At 69.2% G+C, this 18,944-nt stretch carries 18 protein-coding genes and 1 pseudogene; 12 read left to right on the top strand and 7 right to left on the bottom strand.

What is annotated here, in order from left to right:
* Nucleotides 1-12: 12 nt before the first annotated feature.
* Entirely contained in the window at nt 13-975 is a 963-nt protein-coding gene (locus Dfulv_RS02250) for an ArsR/SmtB family transcription factor (protein WP_259860932.1), read from the bottom strand.
* A 69-nt stretch (nt 976-1,044) separates the two neighbouring features.
* Between Dfulv_RS02250 and Dfulv_RS02245 the strand changes: the two genes are divergently transcribed.
* Both Dfulv_RS02245 and Dfulv_RS02240 read left to right on the top strand, forming a co-directional pair.
* On the top strand, nt 1,045-2,334 hold the full coding sequence (locus Dfulv_RS02245) for an MFS transporter (RefSeq protein WP_259860931.1): 1,290 nt from the start codon (nt 1,045-1,047) through the stop codon (nt 2,332-2,334).
* Between the two features lie 218 nt (nt 2,335-2,552).
* Nucleotides 2,553-2,954 (top strand): hypothetical protein, encoded by a 402-nt coding sequence (locus tag Dfulv_RS02240; RefSeq protein ID WP_259860930.1) that lies wholly within the window; start codon nt 2,553-2,555, stop codon nt 2,952-2,954.
* Between the two features lie 293 nt (nt 2,955-3,247).
* Here Dfulv_RS02240 and Dfulv_RS02235 read toward each other — a convergent pair whose 3' ends face one another.
* On the bottom strand, nt 3,248-3,877 hold the full coding sequence (locus Dfulv_RS02235; protein ID WP_259860929.1) for a VanZ family protein: 630 nt from the start codon (nt 3,875-3,877) through the stop codon (nt 3,248-3,250).
* A gap of 134 nt (nt 3,878-4,011) precedes the next feature.
* A complete protein-coding gene (locus Dfulv_RS02230; RefSeq protein WP_259860928.1) occupies nt 4,012-5,613 on the bottom strand; it encodes a phthalyl amidase in 1,602 nt (533 codons plus the stop codon).
* 282 nt (nt 5,614-5,895) lie between these two features.
* Here Dfulv_RS02230 and Dfulv_RS02225 point away from each other — a divergent pair, with 282 nt between their 5' ends.
* The 3 genes from Dfulv_RS02225 (at nt 5,896) to Dfulv_RS02215 (ending at nt 8,689) form a co-directional block, all read left to right on the top strand.
* Nucleotides 5,896-6,552 (top strand): response regulator transcription factor, encoded by a 657-nt coding sequence (locus Dfulv_RS02225; RefSeq protein ID WP_259860927.1) that lies wholly within the window; start codon nt 5,896-5,898, stop codon nt 6,550-6,552.
* Nucleotides 6,549-7,613, top strand: a complete 1,065-nt coding sequence (locus Dfulv_RS02220) for a sensor histidine kinase (protein WP_259860926.1) — start codon at nt 6,549-6,551, stop codon at nt 7,611-7,613. Before Dfulv_RS02225 ends, Dfulv_RS02220 begins: the two co-directional genes overlap by 4 nt.
* A 659-nt stretch (nt 7,614-8,272) precedes the next feature.
* On the top strand, nt 8,273-8,689 hold the full coding sequence (locus tag Dfulv_RS02215) for a hypothetical protein (protein WP_259860925.1): 417 nt from the start codon (nt 8,273-8,275) through the stop codon (nt 8,687-8,689).
* A 354-nt stretch (nt 8,690-9,043) separates the two neighbouring features.
* Here Dfulv_RS02215 and Dfulv_RS02210 read toward each other — a convergent pair whose 3' ends face one another.
* Nucleotides 9,044-9,409: a hypothetical protein gene (locus tag Dfulv_RS02210; RefSeq protein WP_259860924.1), complete on the bottom strand. Its 366-nt coding sequence runs from the start codon at nt 9,407-9,409 to the stop codon at nt 9,044-9,046.
* Nucleotides 9,410-9,478: 69 nt separating this feature from the next.
* Between Dfulv_RS02210 and Dfulv_RS02205 the strand changes: the two genes are divergently transcribed.
* On the top strand, nt 9,479-10,351 hold the full coding sequence (locus tag Dfulv_RS02205) for a hypothetical protein (protein ID WP_259860923.1): 873 nt from the start codon (nt 9,479-9,481) through the stop codon (nt 10,349-10,351).
* Nucleotides 10,352-10,430: 79 nt separating this feature from the next.
* Here Dfulv_RS02205 and Dfulv_RS02200 read toward each other — a convergent pair whose 3' ends face one another.
* Nucleotides 10,431-10,778 carry an ArsR/SmtB family transcription factor gene (locus tag Dfulv_RS02200; protein ID WP_259860922.1) on the bottom strand — a complete coding sequence of 116 codons (348 nt, stop codon included), beginning with the start codon at nt 10,776-10,778 and terminating at the stop codon, nt 10,431-10,433.
* Between the two features lie 128 nt (nt 10,779-10,906).
* Here Dfulv_RS02200 and Dfulv_RS02195 point away from each other — a divergent pair, with 128 nt between their 5' ends.
* Nucleotides 10,907-12,151, top strand: coding sequence for an MFS transporter (locus Dfulv_RS02195; protein ID WP_259860921.1), 1,245 nt, complete (start codon nt 10,907-10,909; stop codon nt 12,149-12,151).
* 258 nt (nt 12,152-12,409) lie between these two features.
* On the opposite strand, the gene Dfulv_RS02190 is transcribed toward Dfulv_RS02195, so the two are convergent.
* Nucleotides 12,410-14,347, bottom strand: a complete 1,938-nt coding sequence (locus Dfulv_RS02190; RefSeq protein WP_259860920.1) for a methyl-accepting chemotaxis protein — start codon at nt 14,345-14,347, stop codon at nt 12,410-12,412.
* Nucleotides 14,348-14,808: 461 nt separating this feature from the next.
* Here Dfulv_RS02190 and Dfulv_RS02185 point away from each other — a divergent pair, with 461 nt between their 5' ends.
* The 4 genes from Dfulv_RS02185 to Dfulv_RS02175 all read left to right on the top strand — a co-directional run bounded on the left by Dfulv_RS02185 (nt 14,809) and on the right by Dfulv_RS02175 (nt 16,244).
* The gene (locus tag Dfulv_RS02185; RefSeq protein WP_259860919.1) at nt 14,809-15,096 is read left to right on the top strand and encodes a hypothetical protein; all 288 of its coding nucleotides are present in this window, start codon (nt 14,809-14,811) and stop codon (nt 15,094-15,096) included.
* 58 nt (nt 15,097-15,154) lie between these two features.
* Nucleotides 15,155-15,592: an AAA family ATPase gene (locus tag Dfulv_RS48725; protein WP_406567988.1), complete on the top strand. Its 438-nt coding sequence runs from the start codon at nt 15,155-15,157 to the stop codon at nt 15,590-15,592.
* 172 nt (nt 15,593-15,764) lie between these two features.
* On the top strand, nt 15,765-15,962 hold the full coding sequence (locus Dfulv_RS02180) for a hypothetical protein (protein WP_259860918.1): 198 nt from the start codon (nt 15,765-15,767) through the stop codon (nt 15,960-15,962).
* A gap of 39 nt (nt 15,963-16,001) precedes the next feature.
* Nucleotides 16,002-16,244 carry a TnsA endonuclease N-terminal domain-containing protein gene (locus tag Dfulv_RS02175; RefSeq protein ID WP_259860917.1) on the top strand — a complete coding sequence of 81 codons (243 nt, stop codon included), beginning with the start codon at nt 16,002-16,004 and terminating at the stop codon, nt 16,242-16,244.
* Nucleotides 16,245-16,418: 174 nt separating this feature from the next.
* Here the strand turns inward: Dfulv_RS02175 and Dfulv_RS02170 are convergent, their stop codons facing one another.
* Nucleotides 16,419-17,228 (bottom strand): SDR family NAD(P)-dependent oxidoreductase, encoded by an 810-nt coding sequence (locus Dfulv_RS02170; RefSeq protein ID WP_259860916.1) that lies wholly within the window; start codon nt 17,226-17,228, stop codon nt 16,419-16,421.
* A 1,167-nt stretch (nt 17,229-18,395) separates the two neighbouring features.
* Here Dfulv_RS02170 and Dfulv_RS02160 point away from each other — a divergent pair.
* A pseudogene (locus tag Dfulv_RS02160) lies at nt 18,396-18,829 on the top strand (Tn3 family transposase); the annotation flags it as partial.
* Between the last annotated feature and the right edge of the window lie 115 nt (nt 18,830-18,944).

Here is an 18,944-nt window from a genome sequence, read left to right as displayed (position 1 = left end):
TCCCGCGTGGGCTCAGGCGAGTAGCGTCTCGGCGCGTGCGGTGCGCAGGTGCAGCACGGTGCGTCCGTCGCGTCGTGTGGTGACGAGTCCGGCGGCGCGTAGTACCGCGAGGTGTTGGGAGACCGCGCCCGGCGTGACCGCGAGCGTTGCGGCCAGCTCGGTGGTGGTGGCGGGCGCGGCGAGTGCCGCGAGCATTCCGGCCCGGGTCCGCCCGATAAGGGCGGCGAGCGCGTCGGGCGCAGGCTCGCGGAACTCCCACAGCGTGGCGACCCCGCGAGCCGGATAGCGTAACGTGCCCTCCGCGACCGGTCGGATCGCTGCGGTGACCCGGGGCCAGCAGAAGACGCTCGGGCAGAGCACGAGTCCGTGGCCGCCCAGCGCGACGGCGGTACCGTCCGGTTGTCCCGGATACAGGAGCAGCTCACCGTCGGTCCACCTCACCTCCGGGTGCAGTCCGGCGAACAGCGTCGCGACACCACCGGCGACGAGGATGCCGGCGCGGTGGGTGATGTCCGCCTCGAGTACGCGGCTGATGCGTGGCCAGTGGGGCGCCACGATGGCGTCGTACAGGTGGCGCAGCGCCTCGGCCACCCGGCGAAGCCCGCCGCGAGGGTCGTCGTGCAGCGTCCGGATCAAGGTGGACCTGGGCATCAGCCGTTCGATATTGCGATGGACGAGCGCGGTCGGCGTGGCACGGATCCGACGCAGCTCGGCATCCAGGTCGGGCAGGCGTGTGCTGGGTGGAGGGATCAGGAACGCCGGCGTGTATCGGTCATGGGCCACCAGCGCCCGCAACAGCGCAAGATCCGGCAGGGCGGTCACCCGCGGGCGGGCCCACCGCACCCACGGCACGTGTACCGCGTGGACGCCTGGCTGGCGCAAGACCCGCAGCGCGGTGACCGTCTCGTACGCCGGCGACATCGCGAACCTCACCCGGGCGAGTTCCGGGCCGCCGAGCCGGATACGGATCTCCATCCCGTCTCCCATGATTTAGCGAACGCTAAATGCTAACTGTTGTCCTGGGGGACGCCCCAGGCTTCTGCCATGACGATGACAGCCCCGAGTGTCGGCACGTCCGTCGGTCGCCCAGCAACGCGGCGCGGCTGGCGGTTGCTGCTGAGCGCCTCAGCGGTGTCCACTGTTGGCGACGGTGCGTTGCTCGCGGCGTTGCCGTTGCTGGCCGCGACGATGACGACCGACCCGCGTCTGATCGCCGGTGTCACCGCCTGGGGCACGCTGCCCTGGCTACTCACCGCGCTGCCGGCCGGCGCCTACGTGGACCGTGCCGACGCCCGCCGCGCGATGGTCGGTGTCCAGATCGTCCAGGCGCTGCTGCTCGCGTCGCTCGCCGCGCTGACGATGGCGCGGACCGGATCGATCGTGCTGCTGTACGCCATAGCCTTCGGCGTCGGCGTGGCGGAGACGGTAGCGAAGGTCGCCGGGCAGAAGTTGGTGCCCGCGCTGGTCCCCGACGAGCACCTGGAACGTGCGAACGGCCGGCAGAACGCGGTGTTCTTCACGACGCACCAATTCATCGGCCCGCCCGTGGGCGCGCTGTTGTTCACGTTCGCGACCGCGCTACCGTTCTGGGTAGACGCGGCCACGTTTGCGATATCCGCGGCGCTCGTCGCGCGGATCGCCGTCGAGACCCGACCGCGCGGCGGACAGCGGCGGCCGCTGCGCGGCGACATCGTCGAAGGGCTGCGCTGGCTTGCCCGCCACCGGCTGATCCGCACGCTGTCGCTGCTGTCCGCGGCCGCAAACCTGGCCAGCTTCATGGCCGTCCCGACATTGGTCCTCTTCGCCCGGCAACGACTCGGGCTCGACGAGATCGGGTACGGCGTGCTCGTCGCGCTCATGGCCGCGGGCGGCGTCTGCGGTGGGCTACTGAGCGACCGGCTTGTCGCGAGGTTCGGCGGACGGGCGGTCGCCACCATGACCATCTTCACGACCCCGGCTGCGATGATCTGCATCGGGTTGTTCGGGTCCAACCTCCCCATCGTGGCCACGCTGGCCACCGTGACCTCGTTCGGTGCGTCACTGTGGAACGTCGCGGTCGGCTCGCTGCGCCAGCGCACCGTGCCGGTCGAGTTGCTCGGCCGGGTCAGCAGCGCCGGCCTGCTCGTCGCCTGGGGCGTCCAGCCAGTCGGCGCAGTACTCGGCGGCCTGGTCGCCGGATGGTTCGGGCTAGCCGCACCGTGGCTGGTCGCCGGCGCGATCCGGTTGGTCGCGGCAACGGTGGCGCTGCCCACGCTCCGGCAATGGGACAAACGGCGCGGCGACGTGGTGACGCACCGCCTACCGGTCGACAACCACCCCGACCGCCCGCAATAGCGTGACACGGCCGGCTCAGTCTGCCCTGTGCCGTTCTACGCGTGTCCGATCGGGCGTCCTGCCTTACACACTCATCAGCATCTCTGGGCGCCGCGCGGATGCTAAACCCAGGGCCGACAACTACGTGGAGTGTCCGCGTGCGGTCAGGCCGGCGCGCACGGACGGCGGCATTATGCGGATGCCGTTGGGACACCATCGGCGCGTGGGATCATTCGTTGATGGCCATGGAGCCGGTGCCCAGCTACGAGGACTTGATCTGGTTGTTCGAGGCCGAGCCGGTCTACCGGTACGCCGAGGACGAGCGCGCGACGGGCTATGAGTTCGACTGGCGGGAACTGTGGCCATACACGTCGGTCACGTTCAGGACCACGCGGGCTGGCCATGACATCGAGATGGACATCGAGCCGGGGTACGAGCTCGTCCGGCTGCGGCTGCATGCCGTCTCCGGCGCCGAGCTACTCGACCTCGATCTTCGGGGCGTGTGCAGCGTCGGGGTCGAGCGCATCCATGGCCGCGAGCTGCTACGTGTGGACTTTCCGGACAACTCGCCAGCCTCGACGCTGTGGTTACGGATGAAGCCGGACGTGACCATCGCCTGGTCCTACAACTCTTTGAACTGACCTTGCACGCGCGGAGCGCGGCAGATCCCCGACGGTTGCGGCAACCGGGCGGCGACCGGTGGCCAGCTGTACGGCCACGTCAGCCGCCCGGATGGAAAAAGCCGGGTTGAAATGCAGCCGAGGGTGCCCCGCGTTCGGCCCACCACCGTCCTCGTCGTATTTCCGCGCCCGGCACACCGTCGAGTACCGACGTGGATGTCGCATCGACCATCGACGACGCCGAGGACCGCGCCGAAGGCGATGGTGGCGCGCAGAGGGCCAGCCGGGCCGCTGACCGGAGTACCGCGGGTGGCTCAGCGTCCCGGGGCCGTGGCCGATCGAGGTTGAAATGACGATGATCTGGCCGTAGCGCGCCACCAGCGGCGCGACGCCAGCGCGGCCAGCCCGGCGCCTGCGGTGTTGAGTAGTACGTCGTCCACAGAGGACACCCGGTCCAGATGCAGGACGTACTGCGCGGTCTCGACCAGGATCGAGCAGCCCGCCGCGAGCGTCAGGATTCGCGATACCGACGCCAGCGCCGCGAACCGCAGTGGGGCGAAGAAACCCAGAGCCGCGAATACCAGCAGGTTGGCGACGACCTGGCCGGTCAGCGTCACCGGCCCTCGGTCGGCGAGGATCGTAAACAGATCCCGCAGCGGTACCAGGCTCACCCGACCGGGGACGGCGCCGGCCCGGGCGCCCGGCAACATAATCATCCATATCCACGGCACCGTCCCGTAGACGATGCCGGCCTCTGCCAGCGACAACCGCCACGCCCACGCCGGCTTGATGCCGGTGACACCGCGACGGCGTGCCAGAGCCCACACCGCCAGCGCGGCCAACGGTAGTACCGCCACCGTGATGAGTGCCACGCCAGTGAACGTACCGACCCAGCCGTGCCATCCCTTGATCATGCCGCCTCCGCTTCTGTCCGGCCGTGACATCTGTCCAGCCCACCCTTCCCGGCGGCTGGCCCGACCGTCCGCTGCCGGGGCGTTGAACACGCCTCGACAGCGGCCTGTTCAACGCCTGCATCACGGCCGACAACGTCCGCATGCGAGTACTACTACGAGGGCTATCACTGCGCCGAAGCCCTAATCGGCATGGCCATGCTCTGCCGCGGCGGCCTATGTCCACCACTACCGGGCTGGGATGAACCCGCCTGAACCGCGCCGCTTGCAACTGTGGATGGATCTGTGGCTGTTGTTTGGTGGTTTGTTCCGCCGCCGCCGTAAGATCCGTGCGGGTAGAGGTCAGGGCAGGCGGGTGCGACGAAGTCCGCCCGGACGCCGACAGTGAACTGGCAGCCGAAGTCGTCGCGGGCCACCACGCGCCGGTCGAGGATGGCGTCCCCGGCCGGACGGTGCCCGGTGCGGACCCAGCTCACCAGGTCGTCGAAGCCCTGTGCCAGCTCGGCACCGGTGAAGTCGCAGTGCCCGTTGGCTCGTATCGCGCGCGATACGAACAGCCGCGAATGCCCGTGCGATCCGGCGGCGGCCGCGTAGACCTGTTCCAACGAGAACGGCACGAACAGGTCGCCGACGTTGTGCAGCGACAGCACGGGAATGCGTGGATCGCCGTGCACACGCGGCACGCCGCTGAGGTCCGGGCTCGGCTGGGCCGTGCGGTCGACCCGGAGCGCCGTCAGGTTCAGCTTGATCTCATCCGCGCTCGGCAGCCAGTGATCGTCCAGTTCGTACCAGGTGGACCGATTGGACGTAATGTTGCCGTCCGCGATGCCGGCCGTGCCGCCGTCAAGGCCGGGGTAGAGCCCGAACAGGAACGGCATGTCGTTGTTCGGCCTCAGCCCTCTGATCGCGTTCCAGTACGCGAACGTACTCTCGAAGCCGGGCCGCTCACCGCCGGAGCGCCGCTCGACCGCATCCGACCACTGCCGCCCGGCAGGGGTCAGGTTCGGTGGCCGCCCGACGTCGACGCCAAGCGCTGCCGTGATGTCGTCCACCGTCGCGCGGAAGGTGGTCGGGAAGTCCGCCGACGGTTCCAGCGGGAACTGCACGGGGACGCGCGCCAGCGCGGCCGCGGTCACCGTCGCGTCGAGGAAGTAGTCGAACAGCTTGACGCCGTCGAGGGCGCCACAGTACGGCATGGCCCCGACGAACGAGCCGCGGAACTGCTCGATCGCAACGACCGTGACGTGGCCCCCCATCGACCCGCCTGTCAGGTAGACATTGTGGGCCGCGGTGCCGTGGACGCGGGCGAACTGGGCGATCAGCGCGTGCGAGTCGCGCACGCCCTGCCCGACGTCGTAGCCGTTGGTCTGATAGCTGGACGCGGCCCAGGCGAAGCCCCGGGCCACGTAGTGGGCCCGCAGGTCGGGGTTGTCGACCCGCACGGTGGCGCCGGCGCCTCGGTAGCCGTGGGCGAACACGACGAGTTCGCCGTTCCAGTTCAACGGCACCTCCATACGGAAGGCGGCGCCGTCCTCAATGCCGGTGTATGTCTTGCTGACGGGGTTGCCGCTCGCGTCGGTGAGCGGCTGGAACGGGGTGCCGTTGAGGTCGCAGTTAGGATCGGCGATTGAATAACCGGGCCGGGTGGTACTCGGCACCGGCGCGAGGCAGTTGACTGGCGCGGCCTGGGCTGCGTGGCTGGGCGTGACGAGCGCTGCGGTGAAGAGCAGGACGACGGCGGGCCAGCGGGCGGCTGATGTGATCTTCATGATCCGCCTCCGTCGTTGCGGAAGATCCTCATGCCCGGTGGAGTCCAATGAACGGGGTGTCTCACGTTGACAGCCGGCCGGCACGCGTGCGAGGTCAGGGCCGCCAACCCTCCCCATCTGACTAGCCGCCGCCGGTCGATACCGAGTACCGAATCCGAATCCATGATCACGGTCCTTTCCCGATCGACAAACGAACCGTTGCAGGTCTACCGGCGACCGCCTATCGGCGACCGATCGCCGGCCCATACGCCACCCATATGCGGTGCCGGGGATACTGGGTGGATGCGGGTGCTGCTGGTCGAGGACGAGCAGCCGCTGGCCGCGTACATCGCGGCCGGGCTGCGCAAGCACGGCTGCGCCGTGGACGTGGCACACGACGGTCAGCAGGCGCTGAACAAATGCGACATCACCCCGTATGACGTGGTGGTCCTGGACCGGGACCTTCCGGTGGTGCACGGTGACACCGTGTGCCGGCTGTTGGCGCAGCGCGGCACCGCCCGGGTGCTGATGCTCACCGCGTCCGGTGCCGTGTCCGACCGGGTGGACGGGCTGGCCCTGGGCGCCGACGACTACCTGGGCAAGCCGTTCGCGTTCGCCGAGCTGGTCGCCCGGGTGCGTGCGCTGGCCCGGCGCAGCACCCCGGCCCGCCCTCCGGTGCTGTGCGCGCGGGATGTCGAACTCGACCCGTCCCGGCGCACCGCCGAACGGGATGGTCGGCTGCTGTCGCTGACCCCGAAGGAGTTCGGGGTGCTGGAACGGCTGCTCGCCGCCGACGGCGACCTGGTGAGCACCGAAACGCTGCTGGACAAAGTGTGGGACGAGCACGCCGACCCGTTCACCAACGCCGTGCGGATCACCGTCAGCACCCTGCGCCGCAAGCTCGGCGATCCACCACTGATCGAAACCGTAACCGGCGCCGGATACCGGATCGCCCCATGACCTGGCGACCGACCGCCCGCAGCCGTCTCGCGCTGCTATACACCGGCCTGGTACTGGCCGCCGGATCGCTGCTCACGGCCCTGACATACCTGCTGCTGTTTCACAGCCTGCGGCTGCGTATCGACGAGGCGATGTCCAAACTGCTGACCCAGGCCGCGCCGGCACTGCTGGTGGTGACCGCGCTGGCCGGGCTGACCGGCTGGCTGGTAGCCGGACGGATACTGCGCCCCATCCGCACGATCTCCGGCACCGCGAACCGGCTCTCCGCGGAGAACCTGTCCGAACGGGTACCCGTCCGCCAACCCGCCGACGAACTCGCCACGCTGGCCACCACCATCAACGGCATGCTGGACCGCATCCAGCACGGCATCGCCGAACGCGACCGGGTGCTGAACAGTCAGCGGCTGTTCGTCGCCAACGCCGCACACGAACTGCGTACCCCGCTCACCACCATGCGCACCGCCATCGACGTCACCCTCGACGGCGAACCCGACCGGGCCGAACTCGTCGCGATGGCCGGCGACATCGCCGCCGCCGTCGAAACCAGCCAGCGCACCCTCGACGGGCTCCTGATCCTGGCCCGCAGCCAAGCCGGCCCGCCCCGCCGGACGCCCGTGGACCTGGCCGAGGTCGCCGCCGCGGCGATCGCCAGCGCCGCCGACCCGGCAGCCAATGGGGCCGTCACCCTGCGGGCCGACCTGCGGCCGGCACTGGCCAGCGGCGAGCCGGTACTGCTGGAACGGATGGCCGGCAACCTGCTGGACAACGCCCTGCGCTACAACCACACCGGCGGACACGTCACGATCACCTCCGGCACCGCGAACGGGCACGCGTTCCTGCGAGTCGTCAACACCGGCCCGCCGGTCACACCGGACGAGGAACGACGGCTGTTCGAACCGTTCATCCGAGGCGCCGCCAACGGCACCCGCGGGACCGGGCTCGGCCTGTCCATCGTCCACGCGGTCGTCACCGCACACGACGGAGAGATCTCCAGCACCGCCCAGCCGACCGGCGGCATGGACATCGCCGTACACCTGCCACAGGCCCCTATGTTCGGGTGATGGTCAGCAGACGGCGGCTAGGAAGCACAGCCGCGGCGGGGCCGGGCCGCCGGCAAGGTGGAACGCCTCGGCAACACCGGGCCGGGCCGCCAGTCGATCGGGTTGCGGCCGGAGTGGTCAAAGCCCATCGAGCAGGCCAGGATCGTCGGGGCGTCGGCGGGCATAAGGCACCGCCCCGGATCCGGGGCAGCCTGCGTTGGTGCCCTGGCCGCGATGGAGGATGGATCAACGACGACGCGCCGAATGGGTCGGCGCCGACACCAACCCCGCGCCGTTGCTCAGCCGGGACGACCATCGGCTGACCGCACGGGCAGCACCAGCGGCGCAGCGGATCCGCTGCCCCGCACCAAACAAGGTCGCCGGCATCGCGACGGAATCCCAACGTATCCGTGGTTGCCCGCTTCCTCAACGACAGGCTGCCCGTCCGACGCGTTGAGCCGGACCCATTCGTCCGCTACGAATCCGTACACTCCGCCAGGAGTGTTGGTCACCGGCTGTGACGAGCGCCGACCGGCTGGTCGCGCGGTCGGCAGCAGATCCGTGCACCTGACCCTGGTTGACGTGCGCCGACCGGCAGGGGCTGCCCGCCCGATACCCTGCGTTTGTGATCCGACCTCGAACTCATGGCACAAGCCGCTCGCGTCGGACTCGGGTGCGCCGTGGGTGAGGTGGAGGAGGTGTGGAGGCGCGCCGGCCTGGATGAACTAGACATCATCTGGAACCGTGCCGCTGAATACGGCGCAGATGGCGAAGCCCCCGAGGGCACTCCACAAGGCATCGTGCAGCTTTCGTACTTGCTGCGTGTCTACAACTCGGCGATGGGTGGTGGCTTGGGCTTCGCTGTCGAGGTGAACGAGCCCTTCCGTCTGGAACGAGCCAGGGATGCGATGCGGTACTTCGGATTGCCGGAACTCGCCGAGCTCGTAGCAGACCTCATTGAGCATGACTTGGACGGTGACCATGCCGAGTCCAGGCAAGATGATCTGGATGCCCTCCTCGGCCCCCAAGACGAGGCCCTAGAGACTGCGTTCAGAGTCAAGGCTGCCGAACGGCCCGCCGACTTCGGCCTGGAATGACGGGTCTTCACTTCCTGCATGGTGAGCGGACGGACTCAACTCGGCTACTTGCGAGTGCCGAACACCGGCCTGGCTCGTCACGCTGCGTTGCTCACGGGGTTGCTGCAAAAACTGGTCACCAGGCGATGGTGAGCCGCAGAGCTCCCCCGCGCCACCACGTTTCCCGCGCCCGTGAACACGCTCCAGTGAATCCGGCAGCTGTGCCGGCTCTCGATCGGCTGCCCAGGCCGCCGGTTGCTGCCCACACCGACGCCCTTCGCCAAGCCGTGCGACCGTTCCCCCGGGCGAATCGATAATGGCCGAGTGGTGGGCCGGCGGCCGACCGGTCGTTACGACATCGCGGGCGGCGGCGGTCTACATTGTCCGCGTGAGTGATCTGCCGGCCTTCGAGGCCCGCCTCGCACGGCTGCTGGAGCATCGGGTCACGCCCGTCGCCAGCGTCGCCGAGGCCGCGGGGGTGCCACCGAACTGAACAACCAGGAGCTTGACAAGCTGGTCCGAGATCTCGACAGAGGGCTCGGCCGGCGCCACGACGCGATCACCCGGCTGACCGAGCATGGTGACGGCGCCGTCGCGTACCTGCTGGCCAGGCTGCGCGACGGTGACCGCCACACGCGGCACGCGATCGTCCTCGGGCTCAACGGCATGGGCTGGCGGGCCGATTCCGCCCGACGGTCCGGCATCGTCGAAGGCCTGTTCATCGCTCTGTTCGACGAGCATCCACCGATTCGTCGGCGGGCCGCGCGTACCCTCGAGTACCTCGGCGGCGGCTCTCGGCTGGCGGCGGCGATGGTGCCTTGGCTCGACTCCCCCGACGACGCGGACCGGCAGCGGGCGCGATCGGTGCTCGGCGAGCGTGGTGCGGCGTCGGCTGGCGAGGGCTGGGACCAGCTCGCACAGGCACGGCGCGCACCGGTCTTTGCACCGCAGCCCTCGCCGGCCGATTCCGATGTGGCCGTCATCGACTACCTCGACGGCAGTTTCCCTCCTGAACGCCCGATCCCGCCGATCCCACCGCATCTGCTGGCCACCGTGCACGCCGAAGCCCACGGCGAACCGGGCGATCCGGTGTGGCCAGGGCTGTTCCCGTCGACGAGGGCGAAGCTGGCCCGGCTGGCCCTGGCGCGCTGGCGGGAGTACCCGGCCGGCGTGGTACTGCGCGCCGCTGAACATGCCTACGGTCGATACCGTAGCCACTACGACGGCTCGTACCACGCGCACGACGCGCTCGCCTGCGCCCTGGTGCATCCCGACGTCGACGCCGTCGCGCTCGCCGACCGCTACGGCGGGCATCACCGGGGTGAGCGCGGCTGGAAGTCGCGGCGCAAGACCTGGCAGCTGCTGCGGTGGGCGCGCCGGCACGGCTACCTGCCCGGCCTGACCCGCTGCGCGTGCGGCCACGACTGGTTCGTCGCACCGCCGACACAGCAGGCCGCGGTCGCGCTGGCCGGGCACTGGACCGCGATCCGGCCGCTGCTCGTCTCCGAAGCGGTCGACATCGACCGCTGGCTGGCCGTCTTCCGGTGCTCGCGATGCGGCGAGTTCTGGGCCGAGGACAGCATCCCCTCCGGACACGCCGAACTGTTCTTCGGATACCCGATCCACACCCGCGACCCGCGCGGTTGGCTGGCACGCGCCCACCCGTTCGACCTTCCGGCGTAGTCATCCGCGGGTACGCGCACCCGGTCAACAAGGGGTCGGCGATCCTGTTCACCGAATTTGGGCAGCGGCTCGTCTTCGTTCACGACCCTAACGGCTGCGGCTGCCCGGTCAGGGGTGGTGTTTCGAGGGATGTCAGTATCGCGTCGATCAGGCCGGGGAAGCGTTCGTCGAGGTCGGCGCGGCGTAGGTCGATCCAGCGTTCTCGTCCTCGAACGGTCGTTTCGGTCAGACCTGCTTCGCGGAGCACGCGGTAGTGATGGGACATCGTGGTCTTGTGGACGTCGACGTCGTTGTTGATCGCGGTGCAGTTCTGGCTGCCGAGGTCGGCGAGTCTGGCCACGAGCGCTAGGCGTGTGGGGTCGGCCAGGGCGGCGAGAACGTCGACCAGGCGCAGGTCACCTGTCGCCGGCTGCCATGGCTGCTTCATCCGAGCGTCTCCCTTCCTCACCACAGCGTACCGCTAGTTGGATTGTTGGGCGACAATCCAACTTCTGATAGTTTGACTCTGGTCCAACTATCAGTGCCGGTGTGCATCCGGTTCGGAAGGAGGCGGCCATGAACCGCCAGAGTGTCGCGTCGACACATTCGGGTCGAGCGCTGCTGGTGTGGGCGTTGCTGGTGGTGGCGGCGAACCTTCGAGCACCGCTGACCGGGGTGGGGCCGGTGCTGGATCAGATACAGGCCGACTTGGACCTGTCGCCGGCGGCGGCGGGACTGGCCACCACGCTGCCGTTGCTGGCGTTCGCGGCGCTGTCTCCGATGGTGCCGCGACTGACGGCACGGCGGACCCCCGAACGGGTGCTCGCCGGCGCCCTGGTGGTGCTGGCGGCCGGGATCGCGTTGCGGTGGGTGCCGACGGCGCTCGGTCTGTTCGCGGGCACCATCCTGATCGGGGCGGGCATCGCGGTCGGCAATGTACTGCTGCCGAGCCTGATCAAGCGCGACTTTCCCACCCGTGTCGGAGTGCTGACCGCCGCCTACGCGACGGTGATGGGCGGAGTCGCCGCCGTCGCCTCCGGCATCGCCGTTCCCCTCAGCCAGGTCGCTCCCGGCGGGTGGCACATCGCGATCGGCTGCTGGCTGCTGCTCGCCGTCGTGGGCATCGTGCTGTGGCTGCCGCAGATGTGGGCCACCCGGCCGGTCTCGGACGTGACGCGCAGCATCCGACTGCCCTGGACGTCGGGACTCGCCTGGGCGGTCACCGCCTTCATGGGACTGCAGTCATTGGGCTTCTACGTCGTCATCACGTGGCTGCCGCAGATTCTGCAGGACACCGGCGGCATCACCTCGGCCGCCGCGGGGTGGCTGCTGTTCCTGTTCCAGGCGGTGGCTGTGCTGACCAGCCTCGCCGTCCCGGCCGCCATGCGGCGCACGGCGGACCAGCGTGCCCTCGCCGCCATAAGCTCGGCGGTCCTCCTCGCCGGCTATCTCGGACTCCTCGCCGCACCAGGCTGGGCACTGCTCTGGGCGGTCGTCCTCGGTCTGGGTGGCGGAGCCTGCCTGGTGCTGGCCCTGGCGTTCCTCGGCCTGCGCGCCCAGGACGCCCCCGGTGCGGGTGCACTGTCGGCCATGGCCCAGTCGATCGGCTACCTCCTGGCGGCGGCCGGGCCGGTCCTGTTCGGACTGCTGCACACCGTCAGCTCCAGTTGGCAGGCGCCTCTGCTGGTGATGTGCGTCGCCGCAGCCGGCCAGGTCATCGTCGCCATCATGGCCGGTCGGGGCACCGTCGCAGACAAGCCGTGGACGCCGCAGCCCAGCGATAAGCCAGGAAGCAGCGAGGCGCGCCATGTTTCGGGGTGATGCCATCGCTGTCTCCGCCGACCTGAACGAGACCGCGCCCCGACCCGCCACAACGGCTGATCGACCGATCAAAGCAGCGGGTCGGTGGTGGTGGCCGTCCCCACACGGCCATGGGCGGGCGTGGGTGTTGAGCTGAGTCGCGCGGGCCTCGACCAGGCTGTCCGGACTCCGCTGCGCCGGCCTGTCCCCGGCCGACGGCCTACTCAGGCCGACGCCTTGAGCAACCCAGCACCATGTTCAAGGCGGATCAGCGCCGCGCTACACCCGGAACTGGGTGGCCAGCCGTTGCAGTTCGGTGGCCATGCGGGCCACGTCGGCGGTGGCGGTCTGGGACTGGGTGACGCTGTGGGTGGTGGTCTGCGAGGCGGAGGCCACGCCAAGGATGTTGCGGGCGATCTCTCCCGAGCCTGAGGCCGCTTCGGCGATGTTGCGGCCGATCTCCTGGGTGGTGGCAGTTTGCTGCTCCACCGCGGCGGCGATGGTGGTCTGGAACTGGTCGATCCGCGCGATCACCTCACTGATCTGGGCGATGGCCGAGACGGCCTGATGCACGTCGTCCTGGATCGCCACGATCCGTTGCCCGATCTCGTCGGTGGCCTTCGCCGTTTCCTGGGCCAGGTCCTTGACCTCGTTCGCCACGACCGCGAACCCCTTGCCGGCATCGCCGGCCCGGGCGGCCTCGATCGTGGCGTTGAGCGCGAGCAGGTTGGTCTGCTCCGCGATAGAGGTGATCACCTTGATGACGTTGCCGACCTCCTGGGACGACTCGCCCAGCTTCGCCACGGTCGTCGTGGCGGCCTGTGCGGTGTCGACGGCCTGGTTGGCGACCTTCGCCGCGTCTGCGGCATTGCGGGCGATCTCGGCGATCGAGGCGGTCATCTGTTCCGAGCTCGCGGCCACGGTCTGCACGTTGGCCGAGACCTGCTCGGCGGCGGTGGAGACCACGCCGGCCTGCCCGGAAGCCTCGTCAGCGGCGCCGGCGATCTGCCCGCTGGTTGCCGACAGCTCCTCGGCGCTGGACGCGAGCGTGTGCGCGGTTTCGGTGAAGGCCCGCACGACCTGCCGGGTCCGATCATTGGCGCGGTCCAGCGCGTGGGCCATCCGTCCGATCTCGTCGCGGCTGCCGACCGCGGCGACCTCGGTCAGGTTTCCCTCGGCGACCGCGTCCAGGACCCTCGAGACAATGCGCAGTGGCCGCAGGACCAGCTGGGTGACGTACCAGGCCAAGGCGAGGGCAGCCAGCAGCCCGGCCCCAAGCACGACAAGGATCAGGGTGCGAGCGGTGCGGTAGGCGTCGTGCGCGGAGGCCACGATAGCGTCGGCGTCTGCCTGCTCAGCGACGTTGGCCGCGTCGAGCTCGGTGAACGCCTTCGCGGTGATGGGTGCCGTCTGGGTGTTCATGACGGTGGCGGCCGCGCGGAAGTCGTTGGCCTCGGCCGCCGGCAGCAGCCTGGTGTCGCGGAGCTGGCGATACTGCGCCCACTGCTCCTCGAACCGCTGGACCGCCGCCGGGTCAGCGGCCTCGCCGCGGTATCGGGCAAGGGCCTCGTCGAACTCGCCGTCATTACTCTGAATCTTCGACTTGACTTCACGAACCGCGGCGGAGTCCGGAGCGATGACCGCGTCCCGGGAGAGGATCCGGGCCTGCTGCGCCAGGTCCCGCAGCCGACCCAGGTCCGTAGTCGCGCGCAGGCTGTCGCTGGCGATCAGCTCGCCTTGAGCGTACACATTGGCCAGGCGGGTCACAGCGACGATGCCAACGGCGACAGCCGACACCGCGAGGACCACGACGATCAATCCTATCTTGATGCCCATGCCGACATTGGCCAACGGCCAACCACGGCCACCACTCTCGACGCCGCCCGCAACACCAGCCATCGTTCTCGCAGCCCCCATCCCGAGTCGACCATGACGGCCGCTGTCTCCATATGGACACTGGCGCCGGACAACGCGGGCCGATGGCACGGGTCTGCACCCGAACTGCAACCGGTGCGGCACAAGAGCAGTGAGCCGAGCGCGACACGCCGCAGGAAGTGCGCTACCGACCCAGGTGTCGGTTCTCAGTGGAGCTGATCTCTTCTCACCAGACCTGATCCCTACCTGATCTGCCTCATTGGTTCTGATCCGCCCCGGCCGGGGGTAGGTCGAGGGCTGCCTGGCCGTGACGGACAAGACCGGCCCCATCGGGACGGCCATATTTGGCCCCAGCATGATCGAACCCACTCTCGCCGCGGTCACGTTGCGTAGAGGGTGCCCGGCCAGGTGGCCAGCGCGCACTCATGGCCGATGACCGTGCACGTGATCTTGCCGCTCGCGGCTTGCTCCCCAAGCAGTAAACGTGTGCGTGGCGACGGTGATCCGGGCGGGCCAGATCTGCGCGACTCAGGAGCCGAACAATGCGCGCACCGGCGCCAGCCCTCGACGCCACACAGCATTCAAGGGACATGCCGCCGGCGCCGATGTGGCATCCTCATCGATCATGAGAGTGCGTGTTCTCGGCATTGCGGTCGCTGCCCTGCTGGCCGTCGGCGGCTGCGCAACGGATCCTGCCCCCAACCGCGGAGCCGACGGCGGAATCGGCCCAGTCCCAGACCCAGCCGGCCGCCTCGAGCAGCCCATCCGGCGTCTCAAGTAGCCCGTCGGCGGCCGGTATGGCGATGCAGGACGACTTCGTGGCCGGCGCGGCCTGTAGGGGAATCTACTTCGCGGGAAAGAAGATGCGTGACCCGGAAGAGGTGATCACCAAAGCGGAAATGGCGGCGGGGTCGCGCAACAACGCGCTGGCCGCGGTCGGCAAGCGGCTTCTCGAGCAGACGAAGGCCGCCCAGGCCGCCAAGGGCACCGCTGATGAGCAGCGCACCGTCGATGCGATGGTGGCCACGGTCCGCGAGGTGCTGAAGTTGTGCGCCGAAGCCGGTCTCGTCTCGGAGGAACCGTTGTTGTGATGGTCGGAACCCTGCCACGGCCGCGCCACGCAGGGTCGCCGAGGCGGCGGCGACTCGACTGAGCGCCGGGCTCCCGGTCGTGGCCGACGCTCCGCATGTGATGCCGCATGCTCGGAGCAGGATGATCGCTTGGGCTCGACATTACGGCCATCCGATCGTGGCATTGCGCTTCCGGGTCGCCGAAGAGGTTCTGTTGCGCCGTAACGCGGAGTGTTCCGCGCCGACGCGCGTGCCCGCGCACGAGCTGCGAAGGTATGCCTCGATCGCCGCACGGCACACGGATCGCGCTCAACTCGCCGGCGAGGGATTCGATGTCGTAGTCCACGTGAAGGCTTCACCTCGTCTCAGGCCGCGGCGGTGTTCCGTTGTGGCTGATGACACCGCACCGCACCGAAACTCTGGCACGCTGATCCCCCAGACCACCTCGATCGGGTGTCCGGACATACCGCAGACAACGCGCGGCCAGCCACCAACCGCCGCGCGTCGGGCGAAGTAGAGACTACGTTCAGTCACGGGTGGTGGTGGCAGGCAGGTCGTGGTGGGGCCAGTTATGGCCGTCCTAGTGGAGCCGATTTACTCCGTCACAACCAGCTGCCGATACCCTGTGCCGGTTCTTGGGCCTGGGAGGCGGGTTGGGCGGTCTGGTAGCGGTGCGAGGTTCGGCACCGGTGTCGTTGTCGGGTTTCGCGGTCGGGTACGTGGGCGTGGACGGGCGGGAGCAGCGCGACGGCCTGGCGGCGGTGGCCGCGGTGGCGTTCGAGTCGGTGCCGCCGGTGCGGTCGTTTCCGGTGTATCGGGGGCAGTGCAACAACACCGGGCTGTGGTGGTCGGCCACGACCGGCGGTCACGTGGGGTTCGAGTCGTGACTGGAGCGCGATCACCTGACGTTGCTGGACTTTGACCCGGTGGTGGTGGCGATCTCGTCGCAGCCGTTCTGGCTGATGTGGGACGACGACGCGGGCCGGCGGCGTTCGCATGCGCCGGACTTCTTCGCGCGGCTGGCTGATGGCACTGCCGTGGTGGTCGACGTGCGCCCGGCCGGGCGGGTACGGCCGAAGGACGCCGCCGTGTTCGCGGTGACCGGTCGGGCCTGCGCGCAGGTGGGCTGGGAGTACCGGCTGGGAGTACCGGCTGGTGCACGAGCCTGATGCGGTGCTGATGGCGAACGTTCGGTGGCGAGGCCGTCTGGTGACCGCAGGCTCAGACCACCTGGATCCACCGGGTCCGCAAGATAAGTTCTGATCAACTCCCACGCCGAGATAGCGGGAGTACTGGGCCGTGAAGCTCGAATGAAGCAGTCCGATGGTTGGCCCGGTACAACCTCAGTCGGTGTTGTCCAGGCTGAGTGGGCCGGTCAACGCGCCACCGTCGACCGGCAGGATGACACCGGTGATCCAGGACGCGTCATCGGAGGCGAGGAATGCTACCGCGGCTGCGACGTCTTCCGGCTCGCCGACCCGGCCGGCCGGGTACCGTCGGGCCAGCCGCTCGAGGATGGCCAGTTTCTCGGGGCCGGCCTCCGTCCAGGCGGGCGTTCGAATGGTGCCCGGTGCGACGAGGTTGAACCGCACACCGCGCGATGACGAGCCCTGGCGCGCCAGCTTGCGAGGCGAGTACAGCACGGCGAGGTTCTGGTTGAAGCTTTGCAGGCCGGCCTTCGCGGCGGAGTACACCAGGTCACCGAAGGCTGCCAGGCCGTTCACCGACCCTATCGTCACCACGCTGCCGCCGACCGGTGAGGTGAGCAGGTGTGGCAGGGCGGCCTGGATGCACCGGACGGCGCCGTGCAGCGTCGGCTCGCTCTGGTCGCGCCATGCCGCCTCGTCGATCTCTTCGAACGGTGTCCCCAGGGACACGCCGACGTTGTTCACCAGCACGTCCAACCGGCCGTGTCGGTGCACGACCGCCGCCACCGCGGCGTCGACCGCGGTGCGGTCGGTGACGTCGCAGACCTGCGCCACCGCGTCGGCGCCGGTCCCGGCCAGGTGATCGGCCGCCGCGGTGACCGCGCCTTCGTCGATGTCGGTGAGGGTCACGGCGGCGCCCTCGGCCGCGAGACGGGCGGCGACCGCCCGGCCGATACCGCGCGCCGCCCCCGTCACCAACGCCACCCGCCCGTCGAACCGTCGCATACCTCGAATTCTGGCCGTTCGTCGCCGTCGCGGCAACCGCAGCCGCCCTGCTCGCCAGCCCAGACCGGACCGGCGGCCACGCCGCCGACGACGAGGTAGGTCGGACTGATCAACCTTGACCAGATCGGCCATGAACTCCACGGCGCCCGGTGGGATCTGCTCGCCGTAGTCCGGGAACTCGCCTCGATCTCAACGGCCGACCAAACACCAAGATCCACGGAATCCGCAAAGTAAGTCTGACCAGATCCCAGCCCGACCGGTCAGAACCACCCTACGAACCGCAGGTCGGTGCGCCAACCATTCGCAGGCTTCAACTGGATTGGACACGCACGCTGCGACGGCGACGGCCCGACACCGTCGGCCCCGCCCTCACTACGGCCAGCCAGATCATCAGCGGCTGGCGGACGTGGCAGCATCGCCGAGGCGAGCCAGACCCCATCGTCATCCGATGGCGTGAACGCAGCGACCTGCTGCCCCAAGCCGACGACCAGGTCATCCGCTACCCAGAAACCATCGCCCTCGCCACCATGTTCGCCCGCATCCCGCAACTACTGCTCACCCCGCGAGGCAACCCCGGCGACCCGACACCGATGTTGCTCTTCCTGAGCGCGGCACACCACCTCCACCACCCCAGCCCGGGACAACTTCTACGCCCGCAACACCCGCTCTTCCGCTGGACAGGAGCCGACGACCTTCCTCGATGGCGGTGGCAAAAACAGCAGCGAGCCCGACCGAAGCATCTACGCCGCGCTCCGCGCCGACGACACCTCAACGGCCCGAATCCCACAGCCGGATCAGATTCGAAGAGACACGGCGAGCCGCGCTCCTTCTCACCGAATCTGATCCTCGCAGGTCAGCGAGTTCCGGCCGGATCACCTTCATTGAGAGCGCACACCAGGCCCTGATGACGGCAGACACCCGCGGCACTCTGGCCGGCGTTCGGACGTCGCCCGTCGCATCGGCGCTGTCTGAGTTTCTGACACAGGCCGTCGTGCATGCCGTCCGCTTCCAGCGGTGACAGTCTATGCGTTCGACAGGCCGAGCCGTCCTGCCAGCCTATGGTTGACCGCCTCGATGTCGAACGGCGTCGCGCCGGGACCGTCCTCAGGGTTCCAGTCCTCGATCGGCGCGTCTCCGCGACCGTCGGCACAGACGATGCGGTGGCGGCAGTACGGGGCGCTGCGCCGCACCGTCTACGCCGCCCGTTACCTGGCCGACGAGACGTACCGGCGGCGCATCGCCCGGCAGCTGAACAAGGGTGAGAACCTGCACGCCTGCGCCGCTCCCTCGCATACGCCGGGGAGGGAGCGCTGCGGCGCCGGCACCACGAGCAGCAGACCGAGCAGATGTGGTGCCTGACCCTGGCGACCAACGGGATCGTCTGCTGGTCGGCGGAGTACCACGGTCTCGGCGTGGCCGCCCTGCGCCGGGCCGACCGGCAGTTCGACGACGAGATCCTGGCGCACATCTGGCCGACCCACCACGAGAACGTGGACTTCTACGGCACCCACTCGGTCGACATCGACGGTGAACTCGCCCAGCTCGACACCGACGGCTACCGGCCGCTGCGGCTGACGAAGGTCGTCTCGGCAGGCAGCTGATCGACGTCTTCGTGAGCGGCGGCTGCTCTTGCGGGTCGCCGCTCACGTCTGAGGTCCACCGCGCCGTGGCCGCCGGGCTCTACGGGAAGAGGTACAGCTCGGGGCGGAAGCGTCA

Origin of the sequence: Dactylosporangium fulvum (assembly GCF_025137375.1) — a bacterium.
Taxonomy (GTDB): Bacteria; Actinomycetota; Actinomycetes; order Mycobacteriales; family Micromonosporaceae; genus Dactylosporangium; species Dactylosporangium fulvum.
This window is presented reverse-complemented; position numbering and strand designations above follow the sequence as displayed.

Excerpts from the sequence above, each read along its gene's own strand:
- Dfulv_RS02220 (WP_259860926.1), top strand. The coding sequence starts at position 6,549 with ATGACCTGGCGACCGACCGCCCGCAGCCGTCTCGCGCTGCTATACACC.
- Dfulv_RS02205 (WP_259860923.1), top strand. The coding sequence starts at position 9,479 with ATGGTGCCTTGGCTCGACTCCCCCGACGACGCGGACCGGCAGCGGGCG.
- Dfulv_RS02230 (WP_259860928.1), bottom strand. The coding sequence starts at position 5,613 with ATGAAGATCACATCAGCCGCCCGCTGGCCCGCCGTCGTCCTGCTCTTC.
- Dfulv_RS02240 (WP_259860930.1), top strand. The coding sequence starts at position 2,553 with ATGGCCATGGAGCCGGTGCCCAGCTACGAGGACTTGATCTGGTTGTTC.
- Dfulv_RS02190 (WP_259860920.1), bottom strand. The coding sequence starts at position 14,347 with ATGGCCGTCCCGATGGGGCCGGTCTTGTCCGTCACGGCCAGGCAGCCC.
- Dfulv_RS02250 (WP_259860932.1), bottom strand. The coding sequence starts at position 975 with ATGGAGATCCGTATCCGGCTCGGCGGCCCGGAACTCGCCCGGGTGAGG.
- Dfulv_RS02245 (WP_259860931.1), top strand. The coding sequence starts at position 1,045 with ATGACGATGACAGCCCCGAGTGTCGGCACGTCCGTCGGTCGCCCAGCA.
- Dfulv_RS02170 (WP_259860916.1), bottom strand. The coding sequence starts at position 17,228 with ATGCGACGGTTCGACGGGCGGGTGGCGTTGGTGACGGGGGCGGCGCGC.
- Dfulv_RS02195 (WP_259860921.1), top strand. The coding sequence starts at position 10,907 with ATGAACCGCCAGAGTGTCGCGTCGACACATTCGGGTCGAGCGCTGCTG.
- Dfulv_RS02185 (WP_259860919.1), top strand. The coding sequence starts at position 14,809 with ATGCAGGACGACTTCGTGGCCGGCGCGGCCTGTAGGGGAATCTACTTC.
- Dfulv_RS02235 (WP_259860929.1), bottom strand. The coding sequence starts at position 3,877 with ATGTCACGGCCGGACAGAAGCGGAGGCGGCATGATCAAGGGATGGCAC.
- Dfulv_RS02225 (WP_259860927.1), top strand. The coding sequence starts at position 5,896 with ATGCGGGTGCTGCTGGTCGAGGACGAGCAGCCGCTGGCCGCGTACATC.
- Dfulv_RS02210 (WP_259860924.1), bottom strand. The coding sequence starts at position 9,409 with ATGCTCGTCGAACAGAGCGATGAACAGGCCTTCGACGATGCCGGACCG.
- Dfulv_RS02200 (WP_259860922.1), bottom strand. The coding sequence starts at position 10,778 with ATGAAGCAGCCATGGCAGCCGGCGACAGGTGACCTGCGCCTGGTCGAC.